Annotated in this window: 19 protein-coding genes; 11 read left to right on the forward strand and 8 right to left on the reverse strand. The window is 69.8% G+C overall.

Annotated elements, in window-relative coordinates; all coding sequences use genetic code 11:
- Positions 1–19: 19 nt before the first annotated feature.
- Genes K3U93_RS14620 through K3U93_RS14630 form a run of 3 tightly spaced genes read left to right on the forward strand, consistent with a single transcriptional unit; the run spans position 20 to position 2,333 of the window.
- Positions 20–556, forward strand: coding sequence for a bifunctional adenosylcobinamide kinase/adenosylcobinamide-phosphate guanylyltransferase (locus K3U93_RS14620; RefSeq protein ID WP_071509571.1), 537 nt, complete (start codon positions 20–22; stop codon positions 554–556).
- Positions 553–1,599 carry a nicotinate-nucleotide--dimethylbenzimidazole phosphoribosyltransferase gene (gene cobT, locus K3U93_RS14625; protein ID WP_176220088.1) on the forward strand — a complete coding sequence of 349 codons (1,047 nt, stop codon included), beginning with the start codon at positions 553–555 and terminating at the stop codon, positions 1,597–1,599. The genes K3U93_RS14620 and cobT overlap by 4 nt, the downstream gene beginning before the upstream one ends.
- The gene (locus K3U93_RS14630) at positions 1,596–2,333 is read left to right on the forward strand and encodes an adenosylcobinamide-GDP ribazoletransferase (protein ID WP_083012873.1); all 738 of its coding nucleotides are present in this window, start codon (positions 1,596–1,598) and stop codon (positions 2,331–2,333) included. The genes cobT and K3U93_RS14630 overlap by 4 nt, the downstream gene beginning before the upstream one ends.
- Before the next feature lie 75 nt (positions 2,334–2,408).
- Here the strand turns inward: K3U93_RS14630 and K3U93_RS14635 are convergent, their stop codons facing one another.
- Positions 2,409–3,515: a branched-chain amino acid aminotransferase gene (locus K3U93_RS14635; protein ID WP_071509568.1), complete on the reverse strand. Its 1,107-nt coding sequence runs from the start codon at positions 3,513–3,515 to the stop codon at positions 2,409–2,411.
- Positions 3,516–3,572: 57 nt separating this feature from the next.
- Complete coding sequence (gcvT, locus tag K3U93_RS14640) at positions 3,573–4,682, reverse strand: glycine cleavage system aminomethyltransferase GcvT (protein ID WP_083012875.1); 1,110 nt, start codon at positions 4,680–4,682, stop codon at positions 3,573–3,575.
- 101 nt (positions 4,683–4,783) lie between these two features.
- Here gcvT and K3U93_RS14645 point away from each other — a divergent pair, with 101 nt between their 5' ends.
- Positions 4,784–6,340, forward strand: a complete 1,557-nt coding sequence (locus K3U93_RS14645) for a leucyl aminopeptidase (RefSeq protein WP_139797229.1) — start codon at positions 4,784–4,786, stop codon at positions 6,338–6,340.
- A 213-nt stretch (positions 6,341–6,553) separates the two neighbouring features.
- The gene (locus tag K3U93_RS14650; RefSeq protein ID WP_083012879.1) at positions 6,554–6,910 is read left to right on the forward strand and encodes an aminopeptidase; all 357 of its coding nucleotides are present in this window, start codon (positions 6,554–6,556) and stop codon (positions 6,908–6,910) included.
- Here K3U93_RS14650 and K3U93_RS14655 read toward each other — a convergent pair.
- Positions 6,907–8,679, reverse strand: a complete 1,773-nt coding sequence (locus tag K3U93_RS14655; RefSeq protein ID WP_083012882.1) for an SDR family oxidoreductase — start codon at positions 8,677–8,679, stop codon at positions 6,907–6,909. The genes K3U93_RS14650 and K3U93_RS14655 overlap by 4 nt on opposite strands.
- 185 nt (positions 8,680–8,864) lie before the next feature.
- On the opposite strand from K3U93_RS14655, the gene sucB reads away from it, so the two are divergent.
- The 5 genes from sucB to K3U93_RS14680 all read left to right on the forward strand — a co-directional run bounded on the left by sucB (position 8,865) and on the right by K3U93_RS14680 (position 14,136).
- Positions 8,865–10,637: a 2-oxoglutarate dehydrogenase, E2 component, dihydrolipoamide succinyltransferase gene (sucB, locus tag K3U93_RS14660; RefSeq protein ID WP_220688543.1), complete on the forward strand. Its 1,773-nt coding sequence runs from the start codon at positions 8,865–8,867 to the stop codon at positions 10,635–10,637.
- Between the two features lies 1 nt (position 10,638).
- Complete coding sequence (locus K3U93_RS14665) at positions 10,639–11,562, forward strand: TIGR01777 family oxidoreductase (protein WP_083011324.1); 924 nt, start codon at positions 10,639–10,641, stop codon at positions 11,560–11,562.
- Positions 11,563–11,631: 69 nt separating this feature from the next.
- Entirely contained in the window at positions 11,632–12,393 is a 762-nt protein-coding gene (gene lipB, locus K3U93_RS14670; RefSeq protein WP_176220016.1) for a lipoyl(octanoyl) transferase LipB, read from the forward strand.
- Positions 12,390–13,355 (forward strand): lipoyl synthase, encoded by a 966-nt coding sequence (gene lipA / locus K3U93_RS14675; RefSeq protein WP_083011322.1) that lies wholly within the window; start codon positions 12,390–12,392, stop codon positions 13,353–13,355. The genes lipB and lipA overlap by 4 nt, the downstream gene beginning before the upstream one ends.
- Before the next feature lie 28 nt (positions 13,356–13,383).
- Positions 13,384–14,136 (forward strand): DUF4191 domain-containing protein, encoded by a 753-nt coding sequence (locus K3U93_RS14680; protein ID WP_083011320.1) that lies wholly within the window; start codon positions 13,384–13,386, stop codon positions 14,134–14,136.
- 114 nt (positions 14,137–14,250) lie between these two features.
- Here the strand turns inward: K3U93_RS14680 and K3U93_RS14685 are convergent, their stop codons facing one another.
- Positions 14,251–14,673: an RDD family protein gene (locus K3U93_RS14685; protein ID WP_230981271.1), complete on the reverse strand. Its 423-nt coding sequence runs from the start codon at positions 14,671–14,673 to the stop codon at positions 14,251–14,253.
- 240 nt (positions 14,674–14,913) lie between these two features.
- On the opposite strand from K3U93_RS14685, the gene glnA (K3U93_RS14690) reads away from it, so the two are divergent.
- The gene (gene glnA / locus K3U93_RS14690; RefSeq protein ID WP_071511795.1) at positions 14,914–16,350 is read left to right on the forward strand and encodes a type I glutamate--ammonia ligase; all 1,437 of its coding nucleotides are present in this window, start codon (positions 14,914–14,916) and stop codon (positions 16,348–16,350) included.
- Positions 16,351–16,580: 230 nt separating this feature from the next.
- On the opposite strand, the gene K3U93_RS14695 is transcribed toward glnA (K3U93_RS14690), so the two are convergent.
- The 4 genes from K3U93_RS14695 to glnA (K3U93_RS14710) all read right to left on the reverse strand — a co-directional run bounded on the left by K3U93_RS14695 (position 16,581) and on the right by glnA (K3U93_RS14710) (position 22,496).
- Positions 16,581–17,438 carry a TIGR03619 family F420-dependent LLM class oxidoreductase gene (locus tag K3U93_RS14695; RefSeq protein ID WP_083011316.1) on the reverse strand — a complete coding sequence of 286 codons (858 nt, stop codon included), beginning with the start codon at positions 17,436–17,438 and terminating at the stop codon, positions 16,581–16,583.
- The gene (locus K3U93_RS14700; RefSeq protein WP_083011315.1) at positions 17,435–18,061 is read right to left on the reverse strand and encodes a PaaI family thioesterase; all 627 of its coding nucleotides are present in this window, start codon (positions 18,059–18,061) and stop codon (positions 17,435–17,437) included. The genes K3U93_RS14695 and K3U93_RS14700 overlap by 4 nt, the downstream gene beginning before the upstream one ends.
- Before the next feature lie 17 nt (positions 18,062–18,078).
- Positions 18,079–21,084, reverse strand: a complete 3,006-nt coding sequence (locus K3U93_RS14705) for a bifunctional [glutamine synthetase] adenylyltransferase/[glutamine synthetase]-adenylyl-L-tyrosine phosphorylase (RefSeq protein ID WP_071511792.1) — start codon at positions 21,082–21,084, stop codon at positions 18,079–18,081.
- A gap of 71 nt (positions 21,085–21,155) precedes the next feature.
- Entirely contained in the window at positions 21,156–22,496 is a 1,341-nt protein-coding gene (glnA, locus tag K3U93_RS14710) for a type I glutamate--ammonia ligase (RefSeq protein ID WP_071511791.1), read from the reverse strand.
- Positions 22,497–22,574 lie beyond the last annotated feature (78 nt).

Genomic DNA, 22,574 nt, shown 5'->3' on the forward strand with positions numbered 1-22,574 from the left:
CGAAAGCCGCCTGACCCCGGTGCGCACCCTGGTTCTCGGCGGGATCAGATCGGGCAAGTCCCGGTGGGCCGAGGAAGCCATCGCCGGGTCACTGCCACCCGGCCGGCCGGTCCGCTACCTGGCCCCCGGGCCGGCGTGCCGGGGGGATGCGGCCTGGGCGCACCGGGTCGCCGAGCATCGCGGCCGGCGGCCGGCGCATTGGTCCACGGTCGAAACCGACGACATCGCGACCGAATTGCGGCGGTCGCCGGACACCCCGACGCTCGTCGACGACCTTGGCGGCTGGCTGACCGGCACGCTGGACCGCAACAACGCATGGGACGACGGCTCGGTGGCCGTTCCCGTCGACGAGATGCTGGCCGCGGTGGGCGCGTTTGGTTCCACGCTGGTGCTGGTCAGCCCGGAAGTCGGGTTGACCGTGGTGCCGGCCACCGCGTCCGGCCGCCGGTTCGCCGACGAACTGGGCAGCCTCAACCAGCGCGTCGCCGCGGTGTGCGACCGGGTGGTGTTGGTGGTGGCCGGGCAGGCGGTGCCGATCAAGCCGCCGGGGGCCTGATGGAATTCCCGCCGGTATCGCCGCCCGATGCGGGCGCCGCCGCGGCCGCCCGCGCCCGCCAGGACAACCTGACCAAGCCGCGCGGCGCCCTGGGCCGCCTCGAGGACCTGTCGGCGTGGGTCGTATCATGCCAGAGTCGTTGTCCGCCAACGCAATTCGCGCGCGCCCGGGTGGTGGTGTTCGCGGGTGACCACGGCGTCGCACGGTCCGGGGTGTCGGCCTACCCGCCGGAGGTGACCGCCCAGATGGTCGCCAACATCGACGCCGGCGGGGCGGCGATCAACGCGCTGGCCGACATCGCCGGCGCGACGGTGCGGATCGCGGATTTGGCGGTGGACGCCGAGGCGGCCTCGGAGCGGATCGGCGCACACAAGGTGCGGCGCGGCAGCGGCGACATCACCGTCCAGGACGCGTTGACCGACGACGAGACCGCCCGGGCGATCGCCGCGGGCCGGGCCATCGCCGACGAGGAGGTCGACGCCGGCGCCGACCTGCTCATCGCCGGCGACATGGGGATCGGAAACACCACGCCCGCAGCGGTTTTGGTGGCGGCGCTGACCAACGCTGAGCCGGTCGCGGTGGTCGGCTTCGGGACCGGGATCGACGACGCGGGATGGGCACGCAAGACGGCCGCGGTGCGCGACGCGCTGTTTCGGGCGCGGCCCGTGTTGCCCGACCCGGTCGGGTTGCTGCGCTGCTGCGGCGGCGCGGATTTGGCGGCGATGGCCGGCTTTTGCGCGCAGGCCGCGGTGCGGCGCACCCCACTGCTGCTCGACGGCATGGCGGTGACGGCCGCGGCGTTGGTCGCGGAGCGACTGGCGCCCGGCGCGCGGCGGTGGTGGCAGGCCGGTCACCGGTCCACCGAGCCCGGTCACGGCCTGGCCCTGGCGGCCCTCGAGTTGGACCCGATCCTGGACCTGGGCATGCGGCTGGGCGAGGGAACCGGCGCCGCGGTGGCGCTGCCAGTGCTGCGCGCCGCGGTGGCCGCGCTGTCGTCGATGGCGACCTTCACAGAGGCCCGGGTGGCCGGGCCAACGCCGTGATGCGTTCTTTGGCAACGGCTTTCTCGTTCGGGACGGTGCTGCCCCTCCCCCGGGCCGCCAGCGCGCCGATGGGCCGGGGCGCCATGACCGCGCTTCCCGTGGTCGGCGCCGCGCTGGGGGCGTTGGCCGCGGCCGTGACGTGGTGCGGCGCATGGGCTTTCGGCCCGCCCAGCCCGCTGCCCGGGCTGCTCGCCGTGACGGCGCTGCTGCTCGCGACCCGCGGCCTGCACATCGACGGCGTCGCCGACACCGCCGACGGGCTGGGCTGCTACGGCCCGCCGCAGCGCGCGCTGGCGGTGATGCGCGACGGGTCGACCGGGCCGTTCGGTGTGGCGGCCGTCGTGCTGGTGATCCTGTTGCAGGGGTTGGCCTTTTCGGCGCTCGGCGCGGTCGAGATTATCGTGGCGGTCTTCGCCGGCCGGGTCGCCGCGGTGCTGGCCTGCCGCCGGTCGGTGCCGGCGGCCGAGGGCAGCACGCTGGGTGCCCGGGTGGCCGGGAGTCAACCCGCGCCGGTGGTCGCGGGCTGGGTGGCCGTCCTGCTCGCGGTCTCGGTGCTGGCGGGTGCCCGGCCGTGGCAGGGGCCGGTGGCGGTCCTGGTCGCGGTGGGCTGCGGAGTGGCCCTGGTGTGGCACTGCGTACGGCGGTTCGGCGGCGTCAGCGGCGACGTGCTGGGCGCCGCGATCGAGCTGACGACGACAGTCGCCGCGGTGACGCTCGCCGGATTCCACGGCTGAGCAGACACAGAATCGCCCATTTTCGTACGAAAATGGGCGATTCTGTGTCTGCTCGCGAGGGGGGTGTGCGCCCGCTCAGCCCAGCCGGGCCATCCAGCCGTGGGTGTCGGCGAAGGTGCCCCGCTGGATGCCGGTCAGCGTGTCGCGCAGCGCCATCGTCACCTCGCCCGGTTGGCCGTCGGCGATGGCGAACTCGGTGTCGCCGTACTTCACCCGCGACACGGGGGTGATGACGGCGGCGGTGCCGCAGGCGAACACCTCGGTGATCTCGCCCGCGGCGGCCTTCTTCTGCCACTCGTCGATGTCGATCCTGCGCTCCTCGACGGCGAACCCGGCATCAATGGCCAACTGCAGCAACGAATCCCGCGTGATACCCGGGAGCAGCGAACCGGACAGCTCGGGGGTGACCAGCCGCGCCGATCCGCCGCTGCCGAGCACGAAGAACAGGTTCATCCCGCCCATCTCTTCGATGAAGCGGCGTTCGACGGCGTCCAGCCACACCACCTGGTCGCAACCGTTTTCGGCGGCCTGGGCCTGAGCCAGCAGCGACGCCGCGTAGTTGCCGCCGAACTTGGCCGCGCCGGTGCCGCCCGGGCTGGCCCGCACGTATTCCGTCGACACCCACACGGTGACGGGGCTGATGCCGCCCTTGAAATATGCGCCCGCCGGCGAGGCGATCAGCAGGTAGCGGTACTGCTTGGCCGGTCGCACGCCCAGCCCCGGCTCGGTGGCGAAGATGAACGGCCGCAGATATAGCGCCTCCTCGCCCCCGGCCCGCGGCACCCAGGCATTGTCGACGGCGATGAGCTGACAAAGGGATTCGATGAACAGCTTCTCGGGCAGTTCGGGAATCGCGAGCCGCCGCGCCGACGATCGCAACCTGGCCGCGTTGGCCTCGGCGCGAAACGACACGACGGAGCCGTCCGCCCAGCGGTAAGCCTTGAGCCCTTCGAAGACTTCCTGCGCGTAGTGCAGCACTATCGCCGACGGGTCCAGCTCGATCGGGCCGTAGGGAATGACCCGGGGATTGTGCCAACCCCGGCCGTCCGCGTAGTCGATCGACACCATGTGGTCGGTGAAGTATCTGCCGAAGCCCGGGTCGGCCAGGATTGATTCGCGTTCGGTGTCGGTCGCCGGGTGTGCCGAACGAGAAACCGTGAACCCAAGTGAGCCGTCGGTCATGGGGCCGATTGTATAGCCGCCTGTCACCGGGATTTTTCCGCGGTGAACCGGTGGCGGCTAACGGGTTTTCAGGGTGACGAAGGGCGGGCGCACGACGTCGCACTCGGCGGCGCGGCCGCGCACATCGACGGTGACTCGCTGGCCGTCATCGATGCCGGCGGCGGTGTCGATCAATGCCAGGGCGATGCCGGCCTGTAGCGTCGGAGAGAACGTTCCGGACGTGGTGACACCGACGGGGGCGTCGCCGGCCAGCACGGTCAGCCCGGGGCGCAACACCCCGCGGCCGACCATCCTCAGTCCGCGCAAGAGCCGCCGCGGCCCGGCCTCCTTTTCGGCCAGCAGCGCGTCGCGGCCGAAGAACGCGTCCTTCTTCCAGCCGACCGCCCAGCCGCATCCGGCCTGCAGCGGCGAGATGTCGAGCGAAAGTTCGTGCCCGTGCAGCGGATAGCCCATCTCGGTGCGCAGCGTGTCGCGGGCGCCCAGGCCGGCCGGCTGCCCGCCCGCCCGCTCGACCGCCTTGTGCAGCGCGTCGAACACCACGCCCGCGGAGTCCCAGGGCGGCAGCAGCTCGTAGCCGTGCTCGCCGGTGTATCCGGTGCGGCACACGCGCACCGGCACCCCCGAGTACACGGCGTCGGCGTAGCCCATGTAATCCATGCCGGTCGGCAGGCCCAGCGCGTCGAGCACGTCCGCCGACCGTGGGCCCTGCACGGCCAGCACCGCATAGGAGCGATGCTCGTTGGTGATCGTCAGGCCGGCCCCCAAACCGGCCTCAGCGGCGGCCTTGAGCGCGTCGACCACGGCGGCGGTGTTGGCGGCGTTGGGCACCAGGAAGATTTCGTCGTCGCCGACGTAGTAGGCGATCAGGTCGTCGATGACGCCACCGGATTCGGTGCAGCACAGCGTGTATTGGGCCTTGCCGGGACCGATGCGGCCCAGGTCGTTGGTGAGCGCGGAGTTGACGAACCGCGCGGCGCCCGGCCCGCGGACCAGCGCCTTGCCGAGGTGGCTGACGTCGAACAGGCCGACCGCGGTGCGGGTGGCGTTGTGCTCACTGACGGTTCCGGCGTAGGACACCGGCATCAGCCAGCCGCCGAACTCGGCGAAGCTCGCGCCAAGCTCGCGATGGCGTTCTTCCAGCGGTCCGTGCAACAGCCCATCGGTCACGACGCCCCACCCTAATCGGCGCGGCCGCCGGCGCACTTGGGGAGGTGTCCGGTCCGCACCGCCGGGCCCGGCCCCGCCGCCGGTGATTAGGGTGGTTGGCCGTGACCACCGAACCGGCTTATCAAGCCCCCGCCGTCCCGTCCGTCCAGGTCGCCGCGTCGCTGCCGAAGCGCGGCGCGGGTTCCGCGGTATTGCTGGTGCCGGTCGTATCGACCGGCGACGAGGACACGCCCGGCGCGGCTGTCGCCGCGGCCGGGCCGTTCCTGCCTCCCGAAGCCGTCGCCGAGATCGAGGCCGGCCTGCGGGCGCTGGCGGCCACCGGCGGCAGCGAACAGGTGCACCGGCTGGTGATCCCGTCGCTGCCGGTGGCCAGCGTCGCGACGATCGGCCTGGGCAAGCCGCGATCAGAGTGGCCCGCCGACACCGTCCGTCGCGCTGCCGGCGTGGCGGCGCGGTCGCTGAACGGCGTCGAGGCGGTGGTCACCACGCTGGCCGAACTACCGGGTGACGACGTCGCCTCGGCCGTCGTGGAGGGCCTGATCCTGGGCGGCTACCGGTTCACCGCCTTCCGCACCGACAAGACGGCGCCGAAAGACCCTGGGCTGCACAGGATCACCGTGCTGGCCACCTCGAAGGACGCCAAGAAGCAGGCCGCCCACGGGGCGGCCGTGGCGACCGCGGTGGCCACCGCCCGCGACCTGGTCAACACCCCGCCCAGCCACCTGTTTCCCGCCGAATTTGCCAGGCGCGCAAAGGCTTTGGGGGAATCCGCCGGCCTCGAGGTGGAGGTGCTCGACGACAAGGCGCTGCAGAAGGCCGGCTATGGCGGGGTGATCGGTGTCGGCCAGGGCTCGTCGCGCCCGCCTCGGTTGGTGCGGCTGATCCATCGGGGTTCGAAGCTGGCCAAGAAGCCGAGGCAGGCGAAGCGAGTTGCGCTGGTCGGCAAGGGTGTCACGTTCGACACCGGCGGCATCTCGATCAAACCGGCCGCCTCGATGCACTACATGACCTCGGACATGGGTGGCGCCGCCGCGGTGATCGCGACCGTGGTGCTGGCCGCGCGGCTGCAGCTGCCCATCGACGTGATCGCCACGGTGCCGATGGCCGAGAACATGCCGTCGGCCACCGCCCAGCGGCCCGGCGACGTGCTGACGCAGTACGGCGGCACCACCGTCGAAGTGCTCAACACCGACGCCGAGGGCAGGCTCATCCTGGCCGACGCCATCGTCCGGGCGTGCGAGGACCACGCGGACTACCTGATCGAGACGTCCACGCTGACCGGTGCGCAGACGGTGGCGCTGGGCGCCCGCATCCCCGGGGTGATGGGCAGCGACGAGTTCCGCGACCGGGTCGCCGCGATCTCGCAGCGCGTGGGCGAGAACGGTTGGCCAATGCCGCTGCCCGACGAGCTCAAGGACGACCTGAAGTCCACGGTGGCCGACCTGGCCAACGTCAGCAATCAGCGCTTCGCGGGCATGCTGGTGGCCGGGGTGTTCCTCCGCGAGTTCGTCGCCGACGGCGTGAGCTGGGCGCACATCGACGTCGCGGGCCCGGCCTACAACACCGGCAGCCCGTGGGGATACACGCCCAAGGGCGCCACCGGCGTGCCCACCCGCACCATGTTCGCCGTCCTCGAGGACATCGCCGACAACGGCTAGCTGGCTTCCCCGCCCGCTTTCCCCGCTCGCCGAGCGTCACGCCAGCGTGACGCCGCTCGCCGAACGCCACGCTGGCGTGACGCTCGCCGACCCGAGGCGGCTGCTGGCGTGACGCTCGGCGACCCGAGGCGGCGGCCGACGACCGTCGGTTTAGGTTTCGCGGCCAGTGGCTATTAAGCCCTTACCAGACCGACGTTGGACGGGAGACGAATAGTGACTGCGCGACGGTTGATCATCGCGGTGGGTGCCGCGCTTTTGCTGGCCGGCGTCATCGGCTTGTTGGTACCGGTTTCCGTATCGGACCCCAATGGCAATTCGGTCTCGTGCGGCAACGGAATCGCCGCCGATTTGTCCGCCGCGCGAAGCGCCAACGACAAGAACGGTGCGAACATTCCGATCCTGAACCAAGTCCTCCCGCACACCGACTATGTGGCGCAATGCCAGTCGGCGGTCAGCGGCCGGCGCATGTGGACCATTCCGTTGGCGGTCGTCGGGGTCGTCGCGGTCGGTGGTGCGCTGCTGGTCCGGCGATCGGCGGGCACTGGATCGGGTCTAGATCAGACGGTTTAGATCACCTTGAACCGCGCGGTGCTGCGCAGCGCCTGTGGCGCGATCCGGGAAATGCCGTAGAACGCGTACGCCTCCGGCGCGACGGGACGGATCGGCTTCTTCTTCTTGACCGACGACAAGATCGCGTTGGCGACGTTCTCCGGCCCGTAGTGGCGCAGCGCGAACATCTTGCCGATCTGGCCCCGCCGGCCGTCGACGTCCTCGCCCTGGCCCGCGGGCGCGTCGAAGCGGGTGGTGTTGATGATGTTGGTGTTGATGACGCCGGGGCAGATCGTGGTCAGCCCGACGCCGGCGGCGTCGAGTTCGGCCCGCAGGCAGTCGGAGAACATGTAGGCCGCGGCCTTGGAGGTGCAGTAGGCGGTCAGCGACTGCGACGGCGCGTACGCGGCCATCGACGCGACGTTGACGATGTGGCCGCCGGTGCCGCGGTCGACCAAACGCCGGCCAAATGACCGGCAGCCGTTGACCACGCCGCCGAGGTTGACGTCCAGCACGCGGTCGAACTGCTCGGCGGGCGTGTCGAGGAACCCGCCGGCGTGCCCGATGCCGGCGTTGTTGACCACGATGTCGGGGACGTCGTGGTCGGCGCTGACCCGTTCGGCGAACGCCTCGACCGCGTCGCCGTCGGACACGTCGAGCACATACGGGTGCGCGACACCGCCCCGGGCGGCGATCTCGGCGGCGGTCTCCTTGACGGCGGCCTCGTCGATGTCGCTGACGATCACCTCGGCGCCCTCGCGCGCGAAGGCGAACGCCGTCGCCCGGCCGATGCCGCTGCCGGCGCCGGTGACCGCGACCAGGGTGTCGCCGAACGCCTCGCGGGGACGCCCGACCTGGGCGCGCAGCAGCGCGCGGCTGGGCCGCTTGCCTTCGGCCAGGTCGGCGAAGTCGTGCACCGCGGCCGCCATCACCTGCGGGTGCGACATCGGGGAAAAGTGGCCCGCCTTGATGTCGCGGCGCCACAGCCGCGGGACCCAGCGGGCCGCGTCGTCGTACCCGTAGGGCCGCACGTAGCGGTCGTGGGTGTTGACGATGAGCTGCACCGGCACGTCGACGACGTGGATCGGCCGCTTCCCGGAAAACGAGCGAAAGTAGTTGGCGGGGTAGGTTTTTACCGAGTGCGCGGCGTCGCGGGCCAGCGTGGCGGAGTGATGGATCTTCTCGCCGGGGATGTTGTCGACCATGTTCCGCCGCACCGGCGCGAGGGACAGCGCGACCCGCAGCAGCAGCGGCGCCAGCACCGGTATCGAGAAGAACGCCATGTAGGTCAGCCGCAGGGCCTGGCTGACGGCCCGCGCGAAGGTTCGCGGGCGCCAGGGCCGCCGCAGGCCGCCGAAGATGTAGTCGACGAGCTGGTCCTGGCTCGGGCCGGACACCGACGTGAACGACGCGACCCGGTCGTTCGCGCCCGGGCGGCTCAGGTACTCCCACACGCCGACCGAGCCCCAGTCGTGGGCCAGGACGTGCACCGGCCGCCCGGGGCTGAGCTCGCCGATCACCGCGGCGAAGTCGTCGGCGAACCGGGCCATGGCGTACGCGGACACCGGCTTGGGCACCGACGACATGCCCACGCCGCGGTTGTCGTAGCGGATGACCCGGAACCGCCCGGCCAGCAGCGGGACGACACCGTCCCACAACACGTGCGAGTCGGGAAAGCCGTGCACCAGCACGACGGTCGGGCCGGCGCTGTTGCCCTCCTCGTAGACCGCGAGGCGCACGCCGTCCGGGCTGTCGACGAACCGCTGGGGCGCCTGGTGTAGTGCCGGCATCGGACCTCCGCGCTCTGACTGGCAGTGGCCACACCGTAGCAAGCGCGTCGGGTCCGGCCGGGCGCCCGAGCGCGGTCCGCCCTGGATGTGTGCCGGTGCACGAGCAATGACAGGATGGTTTCGGACATCTGGTAAGCCAGATGCCGCCCCGCCCCGACCCACGAGCGATCGAGGAGTCAGAAGAGATGGCCTTCTCCGTCCAGATGCCGGCACTCGGTGAGAGCGTCACCGAGGGGACGGTCACGCGCTGGCTCAAGCAGGAAGGCGACACGGTCGAACTCGATGAGCCGCTCGTCGAGGTGTCGACCGACAAGGTGGACACCGAAATCCCGTCGCCGGCCGCGGGCGTGCTGACCAAAATCATCGCCCAGGAGGACGACACCGTCGAGGTCGGCGGCGACCTGGCCGTCATCGGCGACGCCGCCGAAGGCGGGTCGCAGGCCGCACAGGCGCCGAGCCAACCGGAACCCGTGCAAGCGGCCCCCGCCCAGCCGGAGCCCGAACCCGCGGCGCCGGCCCGTCAGGCTTCCGGTGACGGCGGCGGCGCGACCCCCGTGCTGATGCCCGAGCTCGGCGAGTCGGTGGCCGAGGGTACGGTGACTCGCTGGCTGAAGAAGGTCGGCGACTCGGTCCAGGTTGACGAGGCGCTGGTGGAGGTGTCCACCGACAAGGTGGACACCGAGATCCCGTCGCCGGTCGCCGGCGTCCTGGTCAGCATCACGGCCGACGAGGACACCACCGTGCCGGTCGGCGGTGAGTTGGCGCGGATCGGCTCGAATGTGGAGGCTTCCGCCCCCAGCGCCCCGCCCGCCCCCAGCGCCCCGCCCGCCCCCAGCGCTCCGCCCGCGCCCAAACCGGAACCCGCGCCCCAACCCAAGGCGGAGCCACGACCGGAAGCCCGCCCCGCTCCGGCGGCCGAACCGGCGCCGAAAGCCGAACCCCAGGCCAGGCCCGAACCCGCGGCCGAACCGGCGGCGGCCGGCGGCTCGGGGGTAAATGGCACGCCGTACGTGACCCCGCTGGTGCGAAAACTGGCCGCCGAAAACAACATCGACCTGGCCGAGATCACCGGTACCGGGGTGGGCGGTCGCATCCGCAAGCAGGACGTGCTGGCCGCGGCCGAGCAGAAGGCCCGGCAAAAGGAACCAGCCAAGCAAGCTCCCGCCGCCGCGGCCGTGGATGCGGGCAAGGCGGCTCCCGCCGCCGCACCCACCCCGGCGCCCGCGCTGGCGCACCTGCGGGGCACCACGCAAAAGGCCAGCCGGATCCGTCAGATCACCGCGGTCAAGACCCGCGAATCCCTGCAGGCCACGGCCCAGCTCACCCAGACCCACGAGGTCGACATGACCAGGATCGTCGGGCTGCGCGCCAGGGCCAAGGCGGCGTTCGCCGAGCGCGAGGGCGTGAACCTGACCTTCCTGCCGTTCATCGCCCGGGCCGTGATCGACGCCCTCAAGATCCATCCCAACATCAACGCCAGCTACAACGAGGACACCAAGGAGATCACCTACTACGACGCCGAGCACCTCGGCTTCGCGGTCGACACCGAGCAGGGCCTGCTCTCCCCCGTCATCCACAACGCCGGCGACCTGTCGCTGGCCGGGCTGGCCCGCGCGATCGCGGACATCGCCGCCCGCGCCCGGTCAGGCAACCTGAAACCCGACGAGCTGTCCGGCGGCACCTTCACCATCACCAACATCGGCAGCCAGGGCGCGTTGTTCGACACCCCGATCCTGGTTCCGCCCCAGGCCGCCATGTTGGGCACCGGGGCCATCGTCAAACGGCCGCGGGTGGTCGTCGACGAGGGTGGCAACGAATCGATCGGGGTCCGGTCGGTGTGTTACCTGCCGCTGACCTACGACCATCGGTTGATCGACGGGGCCGACGCCGGACGTTTCCTCACCACGATCAAACACCGGCTCGAAGAGGGAGCGTTCGAGGCCGATCTAGGGCTGTAACGTGGCTCGAGCTGGTCATAAGGCCGTCGTCGCGATAGCGGGTTCCTCCGGCATGATCGGTTCGGCGTTGGCCGCGGCCTTGCGGGCCGCCGATCACCCGGTGTTGCGCATCGTGCGCCGGACACCGGCGAATTCCGAGGAATTGCACTGGAATCCGGGAAGCGCCGAATTCGACGCCGACACGCTGGTCGACGTCGACGTCGTGGTGAACCTGTGCGGCGTCAACATCGGCCAACACCGATGGTCGGGCGCCTTCAAGCAAAGCCTGCGCGACAGCCGCATCACCCCCACCGAAGTGCTGGCCAACGCCGTCGCCGCGGCCGGTGTCGAAACCCTGATCAACGCCAGCGCGGTCGGCTACTACGGCAACACCAAGGACCGCGTGGTCGATGAAAACGACCGGGCGGGAAGCGGTTTCCTGGCCCAACTGTGCGAGGACTGGGAAGCCGCCACGCTGCCGGCCCAATACGCCGGAGCCCGGGTGGTGCTGGCTCGCAGCGGCCTGGTGCTGGCCCGCTCGGGCGGCGCGCTGCGCCGGATGCGGCCGCTGTTTTCGTTATGCCTCGGCGCCCGGTTGGGCAGCGGCCGTCAATACATGTCGTGGATCAGCCTCGAAGACGAGGTGCGGGCGCTGCTGTTCGCGATCTCAAACCCCACGCTCTCCGGGCCGGTGAACATGACCGGACCGGCGCCGGTCACCAACGCCGAGTTCACCACCGCGTTCGGGCGCGCGGTCAACCGCCCAACCCCGTTGATGCTGCCCGGTTTCGCGGTGCGGGCCGCGCTCGGCGAGTTCGCCGACGAGGGCCTGCTCATCGGTCAGCGCGCCATCCCGTCCGCGCTCGAGCGCGCGGGTTTCCAGTTCCACCACAACACCATTGGCGAGGCGCTGGGCTACGCCACCGCCCGCCGCGACCACGACTAGGCCCGACCCGGCTGACGTTTGTTCCGGTCAACATGACGCCGCGTCCCGGCGCCGAGTACCGTCGCCAACGTGATGAACTCCATCCGGTCGAGCCGGGCCGCGATCGACGTCCGCCAACTCGGACTCGTCGACTACCGCACCGCCTGGCAGCTGCAGCGCGACCTGGCCGACGCCAGGGTCGCCGGCGGTCCCGACACGCTGCTGCTGCTCGAGCACCCCCCGGTTTACACCGCCGGACGACGCACCGAGCCGCACGAACGACCCGTCCCGTCCCTGCAGGGCATTCCCGTAATAGACACCGATCGTGGCGGCAAGATCACCTGGCATGGGCCGGGGCAGTTGGTCGGTTACCCGATCATCGGATTGGCCGAGCCGCTCGATGTGGTCAATTACGTTCGGCGCCTTGAGGAATCGCTGATGAAGGTGTGCGGCGACCTGGGCCTGGACACCATCCGGGTCGACGGCCGGTCGGGAGTTTGGGTGCCCGCCGGTGCCGGTCGGCCCGCGCGCAAGATCGGCGCCATCGGCGTGCGGGTGGCGCGCGCCACCACGCTGCACGGCTTCGCGCTCAACTGCGATTGTGATCTGGAGGCGTTCGCGACCATCGTGCCGTGCGGCATCAGCGACGCCGGGGTGACGTCGTTGTCCGTCGAATTGGGACGCACGGTCGCCGCCGACGATGTGCGGACCGCGGTCGCCGCCGCCGTCTGTGACGCCCTCGACGGGGTCCTGCCCGTCCATGACCACGTTCCCGGCCCCGGGGCCCGCCGTTCCGGCGCGCATCGGCGACAGACGGACCATCCCGTCGCCCGCGTAGCATCGCCACTGTGACCGTCGCCCCGAGGCCTGATGTCGCCGCCGCCGCGGCTCCGCCAGGCCGCAAGTTGTTGCGGCTGGAAGTGCGCAACGCCCAGACCCCGATCGAGCGCAAACCGCCGTGGATCAAGGTCCGGGCGAGGATGGGACCGGAGTACACCGAGCTGAAGGGCCTGGTCCGGCGCGAGGGCCTGCACACGGTCTGCGAAGAGGCCGGTTGCCCCAACATCTTCGAATGCTGGGAGGACCGGGAAGCCACCTTCCTGATCGGCGGCGACCAGTGCACCCGTCGCTGCGACTTCTGCCAGATCGACACCGGAAAGCCCGCCGCGCTGGACCGCGACGAGCCCCGCCGGGTCGCCGAGAGCGTGCAGGCGATGGGGCTGCGCTATGCCACGGTCACCGGCGTCGCCCGCGACGACCTGCCCGACGGCGGTGCCTGGCTGTACGCGGCGACGGTGCGCGCCATCAAGGAGCTCAACCCGTCGACCGGCGTCGAGCTGTTGATCCCCGACTTCAACGGCGAGCCCACGCGGCTTGCCGAGGTTTTCGACTCGCGCCCGGAAGTGTTGGCGCACAACGTCGAAACGGTACCCCGCATCTTCAAACGGATCCGGCCCGCCTTCACCTACGGGCGCAGCCTGGACGTGCTCACCGCCGCGCGCGACATCGGCCTGGTCACCAAGAGCAACCTCATCCTCGGGCTCGGCGAAACCCCCGACGAGGTGCGCACCGCCCTGGCCGACCTGCATAACGCCGGTTGCGACATCGTCACCATCACCCAATACCTGCGTCCGTCGACGCGCCACCACCCGGTCGAGCGCTGGGTTAAGCCCGAGGAGTTCGCCGAGTTCGCCCAGCACGCGGAGGGGTTGGGCTTTTCGGGTGTGCTGGCCGGGCCGCTGGTGCGATCGTCCTACCGGGCGGGACGGCTCTACGAGCAGGCCGCCCGCAGCCGCGCCTCGGCGCGGTCGTGAACCGCGCCCGTCCGTATCCTTGGTGACTATGGCTAAATCCCGCACTGCCACTGAAAGCAAGGCCGCCAGGGCGCAGGCGCAGGCCGCCCGCAAGGCCGCCGCGCGGGAACGCCGCGCCCAGTTGTGGCAGGCGTTCAACATTCAGCGCCAGGAGGACAAGCGCCTGCTGCCCTACATGATCGGCGCCTTCGTGCTGATCGTGGGCGTCTCGGTGGCGGTCGGCGTGTGGGCGGGCGGGTTGACCATGATCACGATCGTCCCGCTCGGCGTGCTGCTGGGTGGTTTGGTCACGTTCATCATCTTCAGCCGCCGCGCCCAGCGATCGATCTACAGCAAAGCCGAAGGTCAAACCGGCGCGGCCGCGTGGGTCCTGGACAACCTGCGCGGCAAGTGGCGGGTGACCCCCGGCGTCGCCGCGACCGGCCACTTCGACGCGGTGCACCGGGTGCTCGGCCGGCCCGGGGTCGTCTTGGTCGGCGAGGGATCGGCCGCACGGGTCAAACCGCTGCTGGCCCAGGAGAAAAAGCGCACCGCCCGGCTGGTCGGCGAAGTGCCGATCTACGACATCGTCGTCGGCAACGACGAGGGCGAGGTCCCGCTGGCCAAGTTGGAACGCCACCTCACCCGCCTGCCGAACAACATCACCGCCAAGCAAATGGATGCGCTGGAGTCACGGTTGGCCGCGCTGGGATCGCGGGCCGGCGCCGCTGTCATGCCGAAGGGACCGCTGCCCAACGCCGGCAAGATGCGCGGCGTGCAGCGCACCGTGCGCCGCAAGTAGGGGCACCGTTCAGCGGCGATCGCAAGCGCGGCGAAGCCGGGCGTGGCGGGTCGCCGCCATCGGATTCAGCGGCGATCGCAAGCGCGGCGAAGCCGGGCGTGGCGGGTCGCCGGTTCAGCGCCGCACCACCGCCGTTCCGGTCAGCCGATCGTGAATGCCGCGCCCGTCCCAATCGGTGAACAACGCCGGGATGACCGTCCCGACGAGCAGCCCCCGCACCGCCAGCCGGCCGATCCCGATCGGCAGACGTCCATCCACCGCCGCCACCTGCAGGCCCAGGGCCAACTGTCCGGGCGTGAAGCTAAACAGCCGCACCGCCACCACGCCGAGCGCAAACCAGACGACCAACACCGCGGTTGCCAACATCCGCTCGGAGAAAAGGCCGAACGCCATGGCCAGTGCCGCCAGGCCGTAGGAGATCAGCCAGTCGATCAGCAGCGCGGCCAGCCGGCGGCCCATCGGCGCCAGCGATCCCGGGCCACTCTCCGGCAGGCCGAGCTTCTCACCGGGATAGGCGGATCGCGATCCCGGGGTCACCGGCCGGCACCTCGGCTCGGCTTCCCCGCTCGCTCGGCCCGCCGGAACGCAACGGTGCGCCCGTGCGCCGGACCAGATACGATCTTGCGGTCCATGGCCCCCACAATAGAACCCGCCGGCAACCCCGGATCCCGCTGCGCGCGCCCTGGTCACGTAACCTCTGCGCAACATCGGGTTGACCGGCAGGCAACATCAGCTCCATAGCGTCAGGCCGCGGATCACCAAGTAAAGGAGCACTCTGTGACGGAAATGACGCCCGACGACGTCTTCAAACTCGCCAAGGACGAAAACGTCGAATTCGTCGACGTCCGGTTCTGTGACTTGCCGGGCATCATGCAGCACTTCACGATTCCGGTTTCCTTCTTCGACAAAAGCGTTTTCGAAGACGGGTTAGCCTTCGACGGCTCGTCGATTCGCGGATTCCAATCGATCCACGAGTCCGACATGCTGCTCCTTCCCGATCCAGACACCGCGCGCATCGACCTGTTCCGCGAAGCCAAGACGCTGAACCTGAACTTCTTCGTGCACGACCCGTTCACCCTCGAGCCGTATTCGCGCGACCCGCGCAACATCGCCCGCAAGGCCGAGAATTATTTGATCAGCACCGGTGTCGCCGACACCGCCTACTTCGGCGCCGAGGCCGAGTTCTACATCTTCGACTCCATCAGCTTCGACTCGCGCACCAACGGCTCGTTCTACGAGATCGACGCGATCTCGGGGTGGTGGAACACCGGCTCGCCGACCGAACTCGACGGCAGCCCCAACCGGGGCTACAAGGTCCGCCCCAAGGGTGGGTATTTCCCGGTCGCGCCCACCGACCAGTACGTCGACCTGCGCGACAAGATGCTGTCCAACCTGATCAAGTCCGGCTTCAGCCTGGAGAAGGGCCACCACGAGGTGGGCACCGGCGGGCAGGCCGAGATCAACTACAAGTTCAACACGCTGCTGCACGCGGCCGACGACATGCAGCTGTACAAGTACATCGTCAAGAACACCGCGTGGCAGAACGGCAAGACCGTCACATTCATGCCCAAGCCACTGTTCGGCGACAACGGCTCCGGAATGCACACCCACCAATCGCTGTGGAAGGACGGCAGCCCGCTGATGCACGACGAGACGGGCTACGCCGGTCTGTCGGACATCGCCCGGCACTACATCGGCGGCCTGCTGCACCACGCGCCGTCGCTGCTGGCGTTCACCAATCCGACGGTGAACTCCTACAAGCGCCTGGTTCCCGGCTTCGAGGCCCCGATCAACCTGGTCTACAGCCAGCGGAATCGTTCGGCGTGCGTCCGTATTCCCATCACCGGCAGCAACCCGAAGGCCAAGCGGCTGGAGTTCCGCTGCCCCGACTCGTCGGGCAACCCGTACCTGGCGTTCTCCGCGATGCTGATGGCCGGCCTGGACGGCATCAAAAACAAGATCGAGCCGCAGGCGCCGGTCGACAAGGACCTCTACGAGCTGCCTCCCGAGGAGGCCGCCAACATCCCGCAGGCACCGGTTCAGCTCTCCGCGGTGATCGACCGGCTGGAAGAAGACCACGAATACCTCACCGAGGGAGGAGTTTTCACGCCTGACCTGATCGAGACATGGATCAGCTTCAAGCGCGAGAACGAGATCCTGCCGGTCCAGATACGGCCGCACCCATACGAATTCGCGCTCTACTACGACGTTTAAGCAGGCTAAGGCCGTCGCGACGGCACCGGGATAGGCCCGGGCTTCAGCGCAGCCCTAGCGCATCGATTCGGCGGGGTTGCTTGTCGTCGACTTTGACTCTGCGCCCACCAGGCGCTCTACTCGTACTTTTGCCTGGTGGGCGCAGAGTCAACAAGCCGCCCCACGGAGAAGCTGGCCAGCTAAGTTGAGCCAAGTCAGACCTAGCGCCAAACCCGTCCTGATGCAGGCTCCTAGCCCAGCCCCAGGTCTTTCCGGAAGCGTTGCATGCCGTCGATCTTGTCGGAAAGTGTGGCGTCGGACCCGGAATAGAACATCCACGGCGCGGTGATGATGCCGGTGATGCCGGCACCTTCGGCGCGCTGGTAATCGGCGGTGGTGAAGGCGTCGGTCAGCGGCGTCAGGATAGTGAAATCGTCCATCGAGAGACCATTTTCGGCCCGCAGCTCCCGCAACCGGCCCACCGTCTCGATGGCGCGATCGGTCTTGATCAGATCACCGATCCAGCCGTCACACCGGGCGGCCCGGCGCAGCGCGATATCGCTGAGGCCGCCGACGTAGACCGGTATCGGCGGCGGGGTCGGCTGCATCTCCAGCCGCGGCGCCCGATAGAACTCGCCGTCGAACTCCGTCCAGCCCGGCTCCCACAGCGCCCGCATCAACTCGATGATCTCGTCGGTGCGCTTGCCGCGGGCGTCGAACTTCTCGCCCATCAAGGCGAATTCCTCTTTACACCAGCCCACGCCGATGCCCAGTTCCACCCGGCCGGACGCCAAAACTGCCGCGGTGCCAATGGCTTTCGCCGCCGAGTAGGGGTTGCGCATCGCGGGAATGTAGACCGTGTTGACGAATCGGAGCCGGGTGGTGACCTGGGCCAGCGCGCCGACGAGAACCCAGGGATCGGGCCAATCGGTGAACGGCTGCCACCGCCGTTGCCCATCTTTGGTGTACGGGTACGGGGTGTCCAGGGTCTCCAGGTTGACGACGTGGTCAGGGATCCCGATCCCGTCGTACCCGAGTTCGTCGGCCGCCCTGGCGATCTCGACGATCTCGCGGGTGTTCAAAAAGGCGCTGCTGACGTAGAACTTCATTCGGCTTCCCGGGCCCACGCCGGCATGATGAAGACCCCTTCCGCCTCCACGGTCACCCCCGCGGAATCCGAAAGATAGCCGCGCGCAAAGGCCTTGACGCCCTCGCTGCGTTCGACGATCGCCTCGGAGCGAAGCGGACCCAGCGGCGTGCCGCGCAGGTACTTGATGGTGATGGTCCCGGTGAACAGCGGCTTGGTCAGGCCCTGGCTGGCCGCCTCGCCGAGCATGTGGTCGAGCACGAGGGCGCACATACCGCCGTGCACCAGGCCGGGCGGGCCCTCGTAGGCCGCGCCCAGCACGAACTCGCTCCAGCACCGTCCGTCCGCCTCGTGCTGGACCACCAACGGCGGCGCGATCGGGTTGCACTGCCCGGTCGCGGCGTTGCCCAACGGCAGCGGGCGGCCGTCGATGCGGTAACTCACGGCGGGCGGCCGGGTTCCTTGGCTCAGCAGCGATCGGGTCACCGCCTCGATCGCGACCCGCGCCCGCTCGATGACGTGGTCGTCGGCCTGGGTCCGGACGGTGGCGTCGATGAGTTCCCGAACGGCCTCGGTCAACGGCGCATACGTCGCCGTCACCCGGTCGAGCTCCTCTTCGCTCAAGACCTCAAACGTGGCTTCCAACGATCCCGCCTTTCAACTCAACTCCCAAACACCTTGCGCACCACGGCTTTTGCCCGGCGCGTGACCCGCAGATAGTTGTCCAGGAACTCGCTGCCGTCGTCGGTGGGCCAGCCGGCGGCGACCGCGACCGCATTGAGCTGGCGCCCGGGCCCCGGCAGCTGGTCGGTGGGCTTGCCGCGGACCAGCACCAGCGCGTTGCGGGCCCGGGTGGCGGTCAGCCAGGCCTGCCGCAACAGCTCCACGTCGGCCGCGGGCACCAGGTCGGCCGCGGCGATCGCGTCCAGGGATTCCAGCGTCGAGGTGTTGTGCAGGGCGGGAACCTCGCGCGCGTGCCGCAGCTGCAGCAGCTGCACGGTCCACTCGATGTCGGCCAGTCCCCCGCGGCCCAGCTTGGTGTGGGTGTTGGGGTCGGCGCCGCGCGGCAACCGCTCGGACTCGACGCGGGCCTTGATGCGGCGGATCTCCCGCACCGCCTCGGCCGACACCCCGTTGGGCGGATAGCGCGTCTCGTCGGCCATCAGCAGGAACCGCTGGCCCAGATCCGCGTCGCCGGCGACCGCGTGCGCGCGCAGCAGGGCCTGGATCTCCCACGGCTGCGCCCACTGCGCGTAGTAGGCGGCGTAGGCGCCCAGCGTGCGCACCAGCGGACCGTTGCGGCCCTCGGGCCGCAGGTTGGCGTCGACGTCCAGCGGCGGATCGACGCTGGGGGTCCCGAGCAGCGTCCGAACCTGCTCGGCGACCGACGTCGACCATCGAATCGCCACCGAATCCTCGACGCCGTGGGCCGGCTCGCAGACGAACATCACGTCGGCGTCGGAGCCGTAGCCCAGCTCGGCGCCGCCCAGCCTGCCCATGCCGATCACCGCGAGGGCCGCCGGTGCCCTTCTTTTTTGGGGGCCGTTTTGGGGGCCATCGTCGGGAAGGTTGGCCCGGATCATCGCGTCCAGAGCGGCCTGCAGCACGGCCACCCACACCGACGTGAGCGCCTTGCACACGTCGGTGACATAGAGCATGCCGAGCAGATCGGCGGAGCCGATGCGGGCCAGCTCCCGGCGGCGCAGCGTGCGCGCGCCGGCGATCGCCCGCACCGGGTCGGTGTAACGGCTCGCCGACGCGATCAGCGCGCGGGCCACCGCGGCGGGCTCGGTCTCGAGCAATTTCGGGCCGGCGGGACCGTCGCCGTAATCCTGAATGACCCTGGGGGCGCGCATCAACAGGTCGGGCACGTAGGCGGAGGTTCCCAGCACGTGCATGAGCCGCTTGGCCACCGCGGGCTTGTCCCGCAGCGTGGCCAGGTACCAGCTCTCCCCCGCCAGCGCCTCGGACAGCCGCCGATAGGCCAACAGCCCCGCGTCGGGGTCGGGCGCATAGGACATCCAGTTCAGCAACCTGGGCAGCAGCACCGACTGCACCCGGCCGCGCCGGCCGCTCTGGTTGACCAACGCCGACATGTGCTTCAACGCCGTCTGCGGTCCCTCGTAGCCCAGCGCGGCCAGCTGCCGCTCGGCGGCCTCCGAGGTCATGCCGTTCGAGATCTCCAGGCCGGCCGGCCCGATCGACTCCAGCAGCGGCTGGTAGAAGAGCTTGGCGTGCAGCTGGGACACCCGCACGTTCTGGTGCCTGAGCTCCTCGCGCAGCACCCCCGCCGCATCGTGCCGGCCGTCGGGCCGGATGTGGGCCGCCCGCGCTAGCCAGCGCACCGCCTCCTCGTCGTCGACCTCCGGCAACAGGTGGGTGCGCTTGAGCCGCTGCAGCTGCAGTCGGTGCTCGAGCAGCCGCAGGAACTCATAGGAGGCGGTGAGGTTCGCCGCGTCCTCGCGCCCGATGTAGCCGCCCTGGCCCAGCGCGGCCAGCGCGTCGACCGTGGACGCCACATGCAGCGACTCGTCGCTGCGGCCGTGCACCAGCTGCAGCAACTGGACCGCGAATTCGACGTCGCGCAATCCGCCGCTGCCGAGTTTGATCTCACGGGCGCGGACCTCGGCGGGCACCAGCCGCTCGACCCGGCGGCGCATGGCCTGCACTTCGACGACGAAATCCTCACGCTCGCAGGCGACCCAGACCATGGGCGTCAGCGCGGCCACGTAGCGCTCGCCGAGTTCGGCGTCGCCCACCGCGGCGCGGGCCTTCAGCAGCGCCTGAAACTCCCACGTTTTCGCCCAACGCTGGTAATAGGCGACGTGCGACTCGAGCGTGCGGACCAGCTCGCCGCTGCGTCCCTCCGGCCGCAGCCCGGCGTCCACCTGGAAGAACGCCGCCGACGCCACCCGCATCATCTCACTGGCCACCCGGGTGGTGACGGTGTCGGCGTGCTCGGCGACGAAGATGACGTCGACGTCGCTGACGTAATTCAGTTCGCGCGCACCGCATTTGCCCATCGCGATGACCGCCAGCCGCGGCGGCGTCCGGTCGCCGCACACGGTCGCCTCGGCCACCCGCAGCGCGGCCGCCAGCGCGGCGTCCGCGATGTCGGACAGGTGGGCGGCCACCAGGGTGAAGGGCACCACCGGCTCGTCCTCGACCGTCGCGGCCACGTCGAGCGCGGCCAGCACCAGCAGGCGGTCGCGGTACAGGGTGCGCAACCGCGACACCGCCGCATCCGCCGCCGACACTTCGTCGGCGCACTCGGTGAACGCCGCGCACAGTTCGTCGCGCGTGGGCAGTTTGACCTTGCCCCGCAGCAGCTTCCAGGACTGCGGATGGGTGGCCAGGTGATCCCCCAGGGCCAGTGACGAGCCCAGCACCGCGAACAGTCGCCCGCGCAGGTCACGTTCGGTGAGCAGCGCGGCGTTGAGCTCGTCCCATCCGGCGTCCGGGTTGTCGGACAGCCGAACCAGGGCGCGCAGCGCGGCGTCGGGGTCCGGCGCGCGCGACAGCGACCACAGCAGGTCGACGTGTGCCTGGTCGTCCTGGTCACTCCAACCCAGCTGCGCCAGCCGCTCGCCCGCCGGGGGGTCGACCAGCCCGAGCCGGCCCACGCTGGGCAGCCTGGGGCGCTCGGTCGCGGGTTTGGTCACGACCACGACGGTAGCGCAACCCGCCTGCCTTCCAGGCAGGACGGCAGCCTCAAAAAAGCGTCAAAAAAGGATGTGAGCTACAGCGACAGGTAGGTGCTCAGCTCGTAGGGCGTGACGTGGCTGCGGTAGTTCGCCCACTCCGTGCGCTTGTTGCGCAGGAAGAAGTCAAACACGTGCTCCCCCAATGTTTCCGCGACGAGCTCGGAGGACTCCATGGCCCGCAGCGCGCTGTCGAGGCTGGTGGGCAGCTCGCGATAGCCCATCGTGAGGCGTTCCTCGGGGGTGAGGTCCCACACGTTGTCCTCGGCCTGCGGCCCCAGCACGTAGCCCTTCTCCACCCCACGCAATCCGGCGGCCAGCAGCACGGCGAACGTCAGGTACGGGTTGCACGCCGAGTCGGGGCTGCGCACCTCGATCCGCCGCGACGACGTCTTGTGCGGCGTGTACATCGGCACCCGCACCAGGGCGGACCGGTTGGCGGCGCCCCACGACGCCGCGGTGGGCGCCTCACCTCCGACCACCAGCCGCTTGTAGGAGTTGACCCACTGATTGGTGACCGCGCTGATCTCGGAGGCGTGCTCCAGGATCCCGGCAATAAAGGATTTGCCCACGTCCGAGAGCTGCAGTGGGTCGTCGGCGCTGTGGAAGGCGTTGACGTCGCCCTCGAACAGGCTCATGTGGGTGTGCATGGCCGAGCCGGGGTGTTCCGCGAACGGCTTGGGCATGAACGTCGCGCGGGCGCCGTTTTCGATCGCGACTTCCTTGATGACGTAGCGGAAGGTCATGACGTTGTCGGCCATCGACAGCGCGTCGGCGAAGCGCAGGTCGATCTCCTGCTGGCCGGGGGCGCCCTCGTGGTGGCTGAACTCGACCGAGATGCCCATGAATTCCAGGGCCTCGATGGCGTGGCGGCGGAAGTTCGACGCGGAGTCGTGCACCGCCTGGTCGAAATAGCCGGCGCTGTCGACGGGGACCGGTGTCGACCCGTCGTCCGCGCCCGGCTTCAACAGGAAGAATTCGATTTCCGGATGCACATAGCAGGAGAAACCGAGGTCGTTGGCCTTCTGCAGCTGACGCCGCAGCACGTGCCGCGGGTCCGCCCACGATGGCGAGCCGTCGGGCATGGTGATGTCGCAGAACATCCGCGCCGAATGGTGGTGGCCGGTGCTGGCGGCCCAGGGCAGCACCTGGAAGGTCGACGGGTCCGGGTTGGCCACGGTGTCGGATTCCGAGACCCGCGCGAAGCCCTCGATGGAGGACCCGTCGAACCCGATGCCCTCTTCGAAGGCGCCTTCGAGTTCCGCCGGAGCGATGGCGACCGACTTCAGATAACCGAGCACATCGGTGAACCAGAGCCGAACGAACCGGATGTCTCGTTCCTCCAGCGTGCGGAGGACGAATTCCTTCTGTCGATCCATAACCCGAACACTAAGCAATCGCTGTTAATTCTGTGTTACGGCGGCGATTAGTGCCGTGCACAACCGTTAAAAAACGCG

It is taken from the genome of Mycobacterium malmoense, from assembly GCF_019645855.1.
GTDB lineage: Bacteria > Actinomycetota > Actinomycetes > Mycobacteriales > Mycobacteriaceae > Mycobacterium > Mycobacterium malmoense.